The organism is Massilia pinisoli, assembly GCF_024753285.1.
Taxonomy (GTDB): domain Bacteria; phylum Pseudomonadota; class Gammaproteobacteria; order Burkholderiales; family Burkholderiaceae_D; genus Telluria; species Telluria pinisoli.
Map to the genome: position 1 here is coordinate 290,141 of NZ_JANUGW010000002.1, position 12,438 is coordinate 302,578.

Annotated in this window: 10 protein-coding genes; 6 read left to right on the top strand and 4 right to left on the bottom strand. The window is 68.7% G+C overall.

Annotation, left to right across the window (positions count from 1 at the left end; all coding sequences use genetic code 11):
• From galU to NX784_RS03515, 3 genes are read left to right on the top strand one after another with little or no spacing between them, the layout of a single operon-like run.
• A complete protein-coding gene (gene galU / locus NX784_RS03505) occupies positions 1-891 on the top strand; it encodes a UTP--glucose-1-phosphate uridylyltransferase GalU (protein WP_258815305.1) in 891 nt (296 codons plus the stop codon).
• The gene (gene def, locus NX784_RS03510; RefSeq protein WP_258815306.1) at positions 888-1,424 is read left to right on the top strand and encodes a peptide deformylase; all 537 of its coding nucleotides are present in this window, start codon (positions 888-890) and stop codon (positions 1,422-1,424) included. The genes galU and def overlap by 4 nt, the downstream gene beginning before the upstream one ends.
• On the top strand, positions 1,421-1,909 hold the full coding sequence (locus tag NX784_RS03515; RefSeq protein ID WP_258815307.1) for a hypothetical protein: 489 nt from the start codon (positions 1,421-1,423) through the stop codon (positions 1,907-1,909). Before def ends, NX784_RS03515 begins: the two co-directional genes overlap by 4 nt.
• Before the next feature lie 6 nt (positions 1,910-1,915).
• On the opposite strand, the gene NX784_RS03520 is transcribed toward NX784_RS03515, so the two are convergent.
• The gene (locus NX784_RS03520) at positions 1,916-3,703 is read right to left on the bottom strand and encodes a DUF885 domain-containing protein (RefSeq protein WP_258815308.1); all 1,788 of its coding nucleotides are present in this window, start codon (positions 3,701-3,703) and stop codon (positions 1,916-1,918) included.
• Between the two features lie 272 nt (positions 3,704-3,975).
• On the opposite strand from NX784_RS03520, the gene NX784_RS03525 reads away from it, so the two are divergent.
• Genes NX784_RS03525 through NX784_RS03535 form a run of 3 tightly spaced genes read left to right on the top strand, consistent with a single transcriptional unit; the run spans position 3,976 to position 7,247 of the window.
• Positions 3,976-4,398: a hypothetical protein gene (locus NX784_RS03525; protein ID WP_258815309.1), complete on the top strand. Its 423-nt coding sequence runs from the start codon at positions 3,976-3,978 to the stop codon at positions 4,396-4,398.
• On the top strand, positions 4,395-5,855 hold the full coding sequence (locus NX784_RS03530; protein ID WP_258815310.1) for an ATPase domain-containing protein: 1,461 nt from the start codon (positions 4,395-4,397) through the stop codon (positions 5,853-5,855). The genes NX784_RS03525 and NX784_RS03530 overlap by 4 nt, the downstream gene beginning before the upstream one ends.
• A 9-nt stretch (positions 5,856-5,864) precedes the next feature.
• Complete coding sequence (locus tag NX784_RS03535; protein ID WP_258815311.1) at positions 5,865-7,247, top strand: hybrid sensor histidine kinase/response regulator; 1,383 nt, start codon at positions 5,865-5,867, stop codon at positions 7,245-7,247.
• A gap of 9 nt (positions 7,248-7,256) precedes the next feature.
• On the opposite strand, the gene NX784_RS03540 is transcribed toward NX784_RS03535, so the two are convergent.
• From NX784_RS03540 to NX784_RS03550, 3 genes are all read right to left on the bottom strand, one after another.
• Complete coding sequence (locus NX784_RS03540) at positions 7,257-8,453, bottom strand: pyridoxal phosphate-dependent aminotransferase (RefSeq protein ID WP_258815312.1); 1,197 nt, start codon at positions 8,451-8,453, stop codon at positions 7,257-7,259.
• Between the two features lie 63 nt (positions 8,454-8,516).
• Positions 8,517-11,411, bottom strand: a complete 2,895-nt coding sequence (locus tag NX784_RS03545) for a sensor domain-containing protein (protein WP_258815313.1) — start codon at positions 11,409-11,411, stop codon at positions 8,517-8,519.
• Positions 11,412-11,424: 13 nt separating this feature from the next.
• Positions 11,425-12,279, bottom strand: coding sequence for a phosphate/phosphite/phosphonate ABC transporter substrate-binding protein (locus tag NX784_RS03550; RefSeq protein WP_258815314.1), 855 nt, complete (start codon positions 12,277-12,279; stop codon positions 11,425-11,427).
• Between the last annotated feature and the right edge of the window lie 159 nt (positions 12,280-12,438).

Consider the following 12,438-nt stretch of genomic DNA (forward strand, 5'->3'; position numbering starts at 1 on the left):
ATGACCGCAATTAAGAAAGCCGTATTCCCCGTCGCGGGCCTTGGCAGCCGCTTCCTGCCGGCGACCAAGGCGCAGCCGAAGGAAATGCTGCCCATCGTCGACAAGCCGCTGATCCAGTACGCGGTCGAGGAGGCGGTGGCCGCCGGCATCACGGAACTGGTGTTCATCACGGGCCGTAACAAGCGCGCCATCGAAGACCATTTCGACAAGGCGTACGAGCTGGAATCGGAGCTGGAAGCGGCCGGCAAGAAGGAGTTGCTGAAGCTCGTGCAGCAAGTCATCCCGAAGAACGTCAACTGCATCTACATCCGCCAGCCGGCCGCGCTGGGCCTGGGCCATGCCGTGCTGTGCGCGCGCCCGGTGATCGGCAACGAACCGTTCGCCGTGCTGCTGGCCGACGACTTCATGGACACGGCCGACGGCCACAAGCCCGTGCTGGCGCAGATGACGGATTTGTACGGCTACGAGAAGTGCAGCGTGCTCGCCGTGCAGGACGTGCCGCGCGCGAACACGCGCCAGTATGGCATCGTCAGCGCACGCGCCTACCGGCCGGATCTGGAACTCGTGTCGGGCATCGTCGAGAAACCGAAGCCCGAGGACGCGCCGTCCACCCTGGCCGTCGTGGGCCGCTACGTGCTGTCGGGCGCGATCTTCGAGCACCTGGAAAACCTGGGCACGGGCGCCGGCGGCGAAATCCAGCTGACGGACGGCATTGCGTCCTTGATGTCGCGCGAACGCGTGCTCGCGTACCGCTATGCCGGCACGCGCTACGACTGCGGCTCCAAGCTGGGGTATCTGAAAGCGACGGCCGCCATCGGCATGAAGCACCCCGAGACGGCCGAAGGCTACCGCGAATTCCTCGCGCAATTGTGTGCGGACCTGCCGAAATGACGATCCGCGAGATCCTGAAAATGGGCGACCCGCGCCTGCTGCGCGTGGCCGAACCCGTACGCGACTTCGACACGCCGGAACTGCATGCGCTCATTGCCGACATGTTCGAGACGATGCACGCCGTCGACGGCGCCGGCCTCGCCGCGCCGCAGATCGGCGTCAACCTGCAGCTCGTGATCTTCGGCTTCGGCAAGAACCAGCGCTATCCCGACGCGCCCGCCGTGCCGGAGACGGTGCTGATCAACCCGGTGTTGACACCGCTGTCGGAAGAGATCGAAGAGGGCTTCGAAGGCTGCCTGTCGGTGCCGGGACTGCGCGGCAGCGTGCCGCGCTACACGCAGCTGCATTACGAAGGCGTCGACCAGTACGGGCGCGCCATCGTGCGCGACGTGGATGGTTTCCATGCGCGCGTCGTGCAGCACGAGGTCGACCATCTGCACGGCATCCTGTACCCGATGCGCATCCGCGACTTTTCCCGCTTCGGCTACACCGAAGTGATGTTCCCCAACCTCGACCCGAAGGCCGACGATTGAAGCCGTATCACATATTCGCCACGTGCGCGCTCGCGCTGGCCGGCGCCTGCGCGCATGCCGATGACCTGTTCACGAAGATAGCCGCCGACCCGAAGAGCGAGCTGTGGATCGACAGCGGCTTCGCCACGTACCACTTCGACCACGACAAGAACCTCAACGGCGGCAACCGCGGCATCGGGGTCGAGTACCGCTTCTCCGGCACGATGGCCGCGGCTGCCGGCCGCTTCGTCAACAGCGACCGCTATTACTCGAACTACGCGGGCGTGCTGTGGCAACCGTACGCGCTGGGACCCGTGCGCCTCGGTGCCGCGATCGCAGCATTCGACGGCTATCCGAAGATGCGCGACCGTGGCTGGTTCCCGGCCGTGATTCCCACGTTCACGTACGAATACCAGCGTGTCGGCCTCAACGTCGGCGTGATCCCCACCTACAAGGATCGCTTGTATGGCGGAATTTCCGTGCAGCTGAAGGTCAAGCTGTTCTGATTCGCATCACTTGCCCGTCGCATACGGCGACTTCCCACCCTCCGCGATGAACGTGTCGATGCGGGCGCGCAGCACCGGGAGCGGCACGGACCCGAGCTGCAGCACCGTGTCGTGGAACGCGCGGATGTCGAACCGGTCGCCCAGCGCCGCCTCGGCCTTCCGGCGCGACTCCACGATGGCCATCTCGCCCAGGTAGTACGACAGCGCCTGCCCCGGCCAGGAGATGTAGCGGTCGACTTCCGTTTCGATCTCGTGGTCCGACAGCGCCGTGTTGTCGTGCATATAGGCCTGCGCCTGTGCGCGCGTCCAGCCCATTGCATGGATGCCCGTGTCGACGACGAGGCGCGCGGCGCGCCAGGCCTGGTAGCTCAGCATGCCGAACGTTTCGTACGGCGTCTCGTACATCCCCATCTCGCTGCCCAGGCGCTCGCAATACAGGGCCCAGCCTTCGCCATAGGCCGAGATGTAGGCGCGGCGGAACGGCGGTACGTCCGTCTGCTCCAGCGCGATCGGCATCTGGAACGCGTGGCCCGGCGCCGATTCGTGCAAGGTCAGCGCGGGAAGGCTGTACAGCGCGCGGGCCGGCAGGTTGTACGTGTTGACGAGATAGATGCCGGGGCCGCCGCGCGCCGACGTGTAGTACGGCGCCTGGTCCGCCGGGACGGGCTGGATGGCGAAGCGGCGGCGCGGCAGGTAGCCGAAATACTGGTCGGCCTTGCCGTCGAACTTCTTCGCGATCCACGCGGCGTCCTTCAGCAGTTCGTCCGGCGTCTTCGCGTAGAAGCGCGGGTCGCTGCGCAGGAAGGCGAGGAACGCGGGCAGGTCACCCTTGAAGCCAGCTTGCGCCATCGTCTGTTGCATCTCGGCGCGGATCTTCGCCATCTCGGCCAGGCCGATCGCGTGGATCTGCGCGGCCGTCAGGTCGGTCGTCGTGTACTCGGCGATCTTCGACTGGTAGTACGCCTTCCCGTCCGGCAGGCTCTCCGCGGCGAGCGTCGTGCGCGCGTGCGGCACGTACTCGTCGCGCATGAAGCGCAGCGCCTTCGCGTACGCGGGCTTGACGGCGCTGCCGATCAGCGCGATGCCCTGGGCGCGCAGGCGCGCCTGCTCGTCCATCGAGATCGTCGCGGGCATCGTCTTGAAGGGCAGGTACCAGACCGTGTCCTCGGGGCGCTGTGCGTCCGCCATGGCGACGAGCGGCGCGTCGCGGCCGGCCAAGGTGACTTGCGGCGGCGTGAAGCCGCGCGCGAGCCCCGCGCGCATGTTGTCGAGTTCCTCGTCGAAGTAGCGGGGCAGGTCGGCCAGCTGGGCCAGGTAGCCGCGGTATTCGTCGGCCGTCTTCAAGGGCTGGCGCGCGACGTAGGTGATGTCGGACCAGAACGCGCTGTCCGCATTCACGGGCTGCTCGTATTCGCGGAAGCGCTGCGCCGCGACCAATGCGGCGATCTGCGCGCGGTACACGGCGTAGTTGATGCGCTCCGGCGGCGACAGGTCGGCGGGCCGGATGGCGTCCAGGCGCCGCAGCACGCCTTCCCACTCGCCCAGGCGCGCGGCCTGCGTGCGCGCATCGATCTTCGGCAGCGCGGCGCCGGCATCGCGCGGCTCGTCCTCGTCCCAGGCCATGCGCTGCTTCACGCGCCATTGCCACTCGGCCTTGTAGATGGCCTGGAAACGGGCGTCGGCGGCGGCCGTCGCGCGGGCGGGTGCGGGGCGCGTGGCGGCCGAGGCGGCGGCCGGCGCGAGCAGCGTCGACAGGGCGAGGGAGAGGCTTGCTGCGAGCATGGTCTGCTTCATGGAGGTCCTGTGGTCGAGGTGGGGCGAGGCCGGGTGATGCCTCAGCCCGCGATCTTACCGCCGCGCCACGCGCGCCGCCAGTGCGGCTGAGCGCTCGACCGGCCGCAGGCTTCTCCCGCCGCCACACCGGATGCGCGACAATGATGAATTGCTATGATTGTATTGACGCCATTTTAAAAATTTAACTTTTCCATCGCAGGTTATAATGGCCGAACGGACGTGCCAGCCGAGGCCACGCCGCCATGGCATGACAACCCCGACACCACCCCTGCATGGATAAAGACGAAAACAGAGCGCAGCAGGTTGCCGCCGACAGGCCGTCGGACGCGACGCGGCCCGGCCATGTCGAGCCCCTGATCCGGCCCTGGTCGCGCCTGGGCCGGCAGTTGGTGCCGCTGATCGGAGAAGGCGGTTTCGTCGCATTGTTCACCCGTTCCGCGCGCTTGCTGTCGCCGCCGCGGGAATGGCTCAGCGTCGATACCGCGCGCAGGACGAGCAGCCTGCTGCTGACGGCCCTCGAGCGCGACCTTGCGGCGGCCGACCCCGCCGAAGCGGCCGCGACGCACGAAGCATTGATGGGCACGTTCGTACGCCAGCTCGGCGCCCTCATCGGCCCCACGTTGACCGCACGGCTGCTGGCCGAGACCGGGGCGGACGGCGCACCGCACAAGAATCAAGAGGAGCACAAGCAATGAGCGGAAAAGTAACCCTGGAGAAATTGTGTACCGGCGTGCCCGGGCTCGATGTTCTCCTTGGGGGCGGCCTCAGCGAGTTTTCGTTCACGCTGATTGCCGGCGCCCCGGGCAGCGGCAAGACGACGCTCGCGCACCAGATCATGTTCGCGCTCGCGAACGTCGAGCGGCGCGCGCTGTTCTTCACCGTGCTGGGCGAACCGCCGCTGAAGATGCTGCGCTACCAGCAGCAGTTCTCGTTCTTCGACATGGACAAGGTCGGCCCGGCCATCCGCTACGTGAACCTGGCCGACGACCTGCGCGCGGGCGACTTCAGCGGCGTGCTGGAACGCATCATGCGCGAAGTCGAGGATTTCGCGCCGAGCCTCGTCTTCGTCGATTCGTTCCGCTCCGTCGTGCAGACGGCCCGCAGCGGCAACGAGGGCCTGTGGGACCTGCAGCACTTCGTGCAGGAACTCGGCTCGCGCATGGCGACCTGGCAGGCAACCACGTTCCTGATCGGCGAATACAGCCAGGCCGATGTCGAGGCCAATCCGATCATCACCGTCGCCGACGGCATGATCGCGCTGTCGCACAACCTCGACGAGGACTCGGTCGTACGCAAGATCCGCATCATCAAGATGCGCGGGCAGGCCCACATGGCGGGTGCGCACACGCTGCGCATCACGGACGACGGCATCCGCGTGTATCCGCGCCAGCTGGCGCCGATCCCGGAAGCGTACCAGACGATCGCCGACGGACCGCACCGGATCCCGGTCGGCGTCCCCGGCCTGGACGAGATGCTGCATGGCGGCCTGCCGAAGGGGCATACGATGCTCGTGTCGGGCCCCACCGGCATCGGCAAGACGATCCTCGGCACGCGCTTCCTGCAGGCCGGTGCCGCGCAGGGGGAGAAGGGCGTAGCCGTGTTCTTCGAAAAGCACACGGCGCGCCTGCACAACGCGGAACTCGTCAACCTCGTGCGGGACGGGCAGGTGACGGTGCTGGAATCGCTGTCGCTGTCGCTCACCGTCGAGGAACTGCTCGACCAGCTGACGGAGGCGATCGAGCGCACGGGCGCGACGCGCGTCGTGATCGACTCGCTGTCCGAGATCGGCCTGTACCTCGCGCCGGAATTCCGCTACGACCTGCGCCTTTCCGTGTTCCGCACGCTGTCGCTGCTGGCACGGCGCGGCGTGACGGCGCTCGTCACGGTGGGCTATGACGACAACTCGCCGAACTGGCGCTTCTCGATCGACAACCTGTGCTTCCTGGCCGACGCCGTGCTGTCGATGCGCTTCGCCGAGGTGGAAGGCCACGTCTGCAAGTTCATGACTGTCATTAAAGTGCGCGGTACGAGCCACAGCAACGAGCTGCGCGAATACCGCATCACCGATGCCGGCATCGAAGTGGCGCCGCACGCGGCCAACCTGGACGCCCTGATGTCGGGCTTCCCCACACGGCGCGAGCCGCACAAATAAAGGACCGCGATGGGAACGTACCGACAAGAGCCACCCGCCTGCGCGCAGCGTTCCATCGAAGATCTCATCTGCGACAGCCTCGGCGAGGCGATGCCCGATGCAGTCCTGCTGCGCCGCATCCGCGCACTGGAGGCCGAGCTGGACGCCGCGCAGGCGCTCGCCCGGCGCCAGGGCGAGGAACGCCTGGCCATCGAAGCATCGCTCGCGGAACTGCGTGAAGCGAACGAACACCTCGTGCTCGCCACGGTCAACGCCGAATACCAGCGCGAGGATGCGGAGGCCGTCAACCAGCGCCAGAACGAATTCCTCGCCATGCTGGCGCATGAATTGCGCAACCCGCTGTCGCCGCTGGCGATGGCCGCGTCGCTGCTGGAACGCGACGCCGGGGCCGCGCCGCAGCAGCTCAAGCTCGCGCGCGTGATCGGGCGCCAGGTCGACCACATGGCGCGCCTGCTCGACGACCTGCTCGACGCGGCCCGCATCAGCAGCGGCAAGATCACGCTCGACGTCGACGCGCTGGCGCTGGCCGACGTGCTGCGCCACGCCGTCGAGACCGTGCAGCCGCGTATCGCGGAGCGGGGGCAGACGCTCGACGTCGACCTGCCGGACGAAGCGGTGGCCGTGGCGGGCGACAAGGTGCGCCTGGCGCAGGTGTTCACGAATTTGCTCGGCAATGCGTCGAAGTACACGGGCGATGGCGGCCACCTCGCGCTGGCCGCGCAGGTCGGTCGCGACGAGATCGTGGTGACGGTGCAGGACAACGGCACGGGCATCGCCGCCGACGTGCTCCCGTATATCTTCGACCTGTTCACGCAGGGCCCGCGCTCGCTGGCCCGGTCGGAGGGCGGGCTGGGCGTGGGCCTGAACGTCGTGCGCAACCTCGTGGGCATGCACCGGGGTACGGTGGAGGCGCACAGCGACGGTCCGGGACTCGGCAGCCGCTTCACGGTGCGCCTGCCGCGCGCCACCGGCCTGCCCGCCGTGCCCGCCGAACCGAAACGGACAGGGGCGACGCCGCGCCGCCGCATCCTGCTCGTGGAAGACAATGTCGACGCGTGCGCCACCCTCGCCGACATCCTGGCCGCGGAAGGGCATGACGTCGTGTGCGCCGTGGACGGCCGCGAAGGCCTGACGCTGGCGCTCGGCCGCCAGTGGGACGTGATCCTCTGCGACATCGGCCTGCCGGAACTCGACGGCCTCGCATTGATGCAGGCGCTGCGCGCGCAGCAGGAAGGCGCGCGGCCGTACGCCATCGCGCTCACGGGCTACGGCCAGCCCGACGACGCGGCGCGTGGCCTGGCGGCCGGCTTCGACCGCTATCTCGTGAAACCCGTCGGCGCCAGCGCGCTGCTCGGCGTCGTCGCCGACGCGCCCGTTCCCGCGCGCGTCTGACGCGCGCCGTCAGCGCCGCAGCAGGCGCGCGAGGCGGTCGACGGCCTGTTCGATCCGCTCGTATTTCGTCGCGTAGGAAAAGCGCACGTGTTGCTTCGGCGCGGCGAAGCCGAAGTCGTCGCCGGGCACGATCGCGACGAGGGCGTCACGCAGCACGGCCATGCCGAACGCGCTGCTGTCGTGCGCGTCGCGGTGGTCGACCTGCGTGATGTCGGCATACACGTAGAACGCGCCGTCCGGCAGCACGGGTACCTGGAAACCCAGGTCGCGCAGCGCGGGCACGAGGAAGTCGCGGCGCCGGCGGAACTCATGGCGGCGTTCCTCGAAGATGGCGATGGCGTCGTCGTGGAACGCGGCCAGCGCCGCGTGCTGCGCGATCGCGGGTGCGCAGATGAACAGGTTCTGTGCAAGCTTCTCGACGGCCGGCACGAGCGCTTCCGGCAGCACGAGCCAGCCGAGGCGCCAGCCCGTCATGCTGAAGTATTTCGAGAAGCTGTTGACGGTGATGACGTCGTCGCCGAACGACAGGGCGCTCGTCGCGCGGTCGCCTTCCTTCTCGCCGTAGTACAGGCCCTGGTAGATCTCGTCGACGATGGAAAAGCCGCCGCGCGCGCGTACGGCCGCGACGAGGTCCTCCGTCTGGCCCGGGGGCATCGACGTGCCCGTCGGGTTCGATGGCGACGCGACGATGACGCCGCGCGTGCGCGCCGTCCAGCGCGCCGCGACCTGGGCCGCCGTCAACTGGTAGCGTTCGGCGGGCCCGGACGGCACGAGGACCGCGTTGCCGCCGAACGCGCTGACGAAATGGCGGTTGCACGGGTAGCTCGGGTCGGGCATCAGGATCTCGTCGCCGTCGGCCACGAGCGCGGCGCAGGCCAGCAGCAGGCCGGCCGACGCGCCCGCCGTCACGACGATGCGCTGCAGCGGGATGTCCAGCCCGTAGGCGCGGGCATAGTGGGCGGAGATGGCTTCGCGCAGGGCGGGCAGGCCCAGCGATTCCGTGTATTGCGTGGCGCCGCGCTGGATGGCGTCGACGGCGGCGCGGGCGACGATGTCGGGCGCCGTGAAGTCGGGTTCGCCGACGCTCATGCTGATGACGTCGTGGCCGGCGCGCGTCATGCTTGCCGCGGCCTTGACCATTTCCATCACGCGGAAGGGTTCGATGGCGTCGACGCGGCGCGCCACCTGGATTCGATTCTCTGACATGGTCGGTTTGAAACTGAGGAATCCCGCTATCTTAGCCGATGCCGGGGTTCCCTGCCGCCGCCCTCACGCCATGGCCGGCGCCCCCGCCAGCAGCGCGGCGCAGCCGTGGGCCGGCAACGGACGGCTGACGTAATAGCCCTGGATCTCGTCGCACGCATACTGTTCCAGTTCGCGGATCTGCTCGACGTTCTCGACGCCCTCCGCCACGACCTTCAAACTCAGGCTGTGCGCGAGGCGGATCACGGCCTTCGTGATGGCGGCGTCGTCCGGATCGTCCGGCAGGTCGCGCACGAACGTGCGGTCGATCTTCAGCGCGTCCAGCGGGAAGCGCTTCAGGTACGCAAGGCTCGAATAACCGGTGCCGAAATCGTCGACCGACAGCCGGATGCCGAGCGCCTTGATGCGCGTGAGGATCTCGACGGCGGCCTCCGGGTTCGCCATCAGCATCGATTCCGTCAGCTCGAATTCGAGCAGCGCGGGGTCGACACCGGCGCGGGCGACGATGCGCTCGACGGCGCCGTCCAGGTCGGCCTGCTGCAGCTGGCGCGCGGACAGGTTGATTGCCACCGGCCGCACGGCCATCCCTTGCGCCTGCCACGCGGCGAGCTGGCGGCACACTTCGCCGATCACCCATTCGCCGACCGGGAGGATGAGGCCCGTGTCCTCGAGGATGCCGATGAATTCCAGCGGAGCCACGAGGCCGCGCTGCGGGTGGTTCCAGCGCAGCAGCGCCTCGAACCCGCTGATGGTGCCGGCCGCGAGGTTCAGTTTCGGCTGGTAGTGCAGCAGGAATTCGCCGCGCTCCAGCGCCTGGCGCAGCTGGACTTCCGTCTGCAGGCGCTGCGCGGCGTTCTCGTGCATCGCGGCGACGTAGAACTGGTAGTTGTTGCGGCCGCCGTTCTTCGCGCCATACATCGCGGTGTCGGCGTTTTTCAGCAGCGCTTCCGCGTCGCGCCCGTTCTCGGGATACGTCGCGATGCCCACGCTGGCCGACACGAACAACTGCTGGCCCGCGAGATAGAAGGGCTGCGCCAGCGCCTCGATGACGCGTGCCGCGACGGTCGCCGCGTCGGTGTCGGCGGCGATCGCGGGCAGCACGACGGCGAATTCGTCGCCGCCCAGCCGCGCCACGACGTCCTCGTCGCGCGCGCAGGCGCGCAGGCGCTTCGCGGCCTGCACGAGCAGCTGGTCGCCCACACCGTGCCCCAGCATGTCGTTGACGTCCTTGAAGCGGTCCAGGTCGATGAACATGACGGCCGCACGGTCGCCGCCGCGGCCTGCCTGCGCGATCGCGTCTTCCAGGCACTGGGCGAGGCGGCGCCGGTTCGGCAGATTCGTCAGCGCATCGTATTGCGCGAGCCAGGTCAGGCGGTTGCGCGCCTCGTGGCGTTCCACCGCGGTGGCCAGGATGTTCGCGACGCCGTGCAGGAAGCTGGCGTCGTCCGCGCCGAAGCGCCGGGTGCCGGCGGCGTACACGCCCAGCACGCCGAACATCCGCTCGCCGCACATGATGGGCGTGTCGATGCCGTCCGCGATGTCGTGCGCGGCGGCCAGCGGCGCGAACCACGCGCGCCGCGCGGCCCGTTCGTTCGCGGCGAGCGGCTCGCCCGGCACGTGGCCCAGCTGCAGGCCCGTGGCCGGCGCGAGGCGGCCCGCGCCGGCGCGCAGCACCATGCCGTTCGGCGTCAGCTCGAACAGGCCGGCGCAGGGGGCCTTGATGCCGCGCGCGGCGGCGTCGGCCGCGTCCGCGAACAGGTCGTCGAGGTCGTTCGCTGCGAGCGCCTTGCGTCCCAATTCCGCGATCAGGGTCTGGCGCTGCGCGTTCTCGACGATCGTGCGCTCGAATTCCTTGCGTTCCGTGATGTCGATGTCGATGCAGATATAGCGCTCGACGGCGCCGTCCGCGCCGAACATCGGGACGATCGTGCGGTGCCAGTGGCAGCGGCCGTGGCGTCCCTCGATCACGACTTCGCCGTTCCACACGCGGTCGGACGGCCGCCACGGCAGGCGCGCGCCGGCGGGACGGCCCACGTCGCCCAGGCGCTGGCCCACGACCTCGGGCCGCGTGAAGCCGCTGCTCGTGACGAACAGGTCGTTCACGCCGGTGACGATGCCCGCCGCATCGGCCTCGCACACGATCGCGGCCTGGTCCATCGCGCTCTTGTGCTGCACGAGGGAGTTCATCAGCGAGTCGATGCGCTGGCCGAACTGGTCGCGCAGGCTCGCGGCGCTGCGGTTGACGGCGCGGATCGCTTCCTTGATCTCGGTGGGCGCGTCCGCCAGCAGTGCGGCTTCCGCGGTGACGCGGCCGGCGGCCACGTCGTCCTCGAACGAGCGCAGCCGGCCCAGGTTGTCGAGCCAGCGGCGCACGAGCGTGCGCATGAGCGCGAGGCTCGCCACGAACACGATCGATGCGACGCCGGCCGTTTCCAGCACGAGGCTCCACAGCTGGGCCGCCAGCTTCTCCTCGTCGAACTGCAGGCGCACGACGCCGTAGTCGCGGCCGCCCACGTTGGCGATGCGGTTGACGTCGTACAGCTTGGCGGCGAGGAGGCCCTCAAGCCAGCGCGGCGCCAGCGCGCGCGTCACGCGCGGCGCGTCCACGCGCAACGTGCCGCCCGCCATGTCGATGAATTCGGCGCGCCTGAACGGCGACTGGAACAGCATCTTGCCCAGCGTGCGCTTGACGGTGTCGTAGTCGCCGATGACGACGCTGTCCTCGATCGTCTGCGTGGCCACTTCGACGAGGGTCAGCGCCGTGTCCTGCGTGTCCTCGATGTGCTGCAGGAACTGGTAGCGGTAGAACAGGCCGAGGCCCGTACCCATGGACAGCATCAGCGTGAACGTGAACACGGTGAACACGCGGCCGACGAGGGAGCGCGGCAGCAGGCAGGCCAGCAGCGCCGCCGGGGAAAGCAGCCGGCGCGGCCTGCGCAGGGGGGAGCGGAGCGGAGTCATCGCGGCGGTGTCCTCAGCGCACGTCGCGGGGCGCCGTCGCGCAGAACGCGCGGTAGCTCGCGTAGTCGGCGCCGGTGGCGGGGACGAAGGTGAACGGTGTGTCCGAATGCACGAGTGTCGTCGCCTCGGCGAGGATGCGCAGGCCTTCCGGATCGCGGTCCATGTCGAAGAACGCCTGGGCGACGGCGCGCACCTCGGCGGCGGGCACGCGGGGCGAAGCCATCAGCGCGAGGTCGGTGAACGGCGGCGAGCTCCACAGCACGCGGAACGCCTTGTGCTCGCGTCCCGCGTAGTGCTGCGCGAGCTGGGAACTGGCGCCGGCGGCCCGGACCCTGCCTGCGAACAGCTGGGTGAAGACGGCATCCATATTCCCGGCGAAGACCACGTCCACGGACACGTTGCGGCGCAGCAGCTCGGCGTAGGCGACCTTGTAAGCGATCATCGCTTCCGGCCCCGGGAACGCGACAGGGGTGCCGGCCAGCTCCTCGACGCGCCGGATCGGCGAATCCGCCGGGACGACGATCTGCGCGTGCACGGGCGGCGTGCCGCGGCGGCCGAACACGGTCCAGCCCATGCCGGCCCGTCCGGGACAGAACAGGCGGTTCGTGAACGCGAAATCGGCCTCGCGCGCCAGCACGTAGCTCGTCGCGTCGGCCGACGTGCGGCCCAGCTTCAGGTTCAGGCGCACGCCGCTCTTTTTCGACACGTATTCGATGATCGGGTTCCAGAGGCCGGCCGACATCTGCAGACTGTATTGGTTGACGGGCGCGAAATTGTACGACGGCGGCTCGGCCGCGCAGGCGGCGCCGGCGAAGAGCACACCGGCCGCGAGGGCCAGGATCGAAGGGGCGAAGTAGGGACGGAGCATGCTGTACGTTCGGCAAGATTTATTGACTATAGCATATTTCCGGTTTGCAACAAGATGGGACTTTTTGCCAATGTGTCCGCTATCCCGGGTTGCCACGATTCCGGATGAGCATTCCGCAATACGAGATGGCGGAGCCTGTCCCGATGCGACAAAACTGGG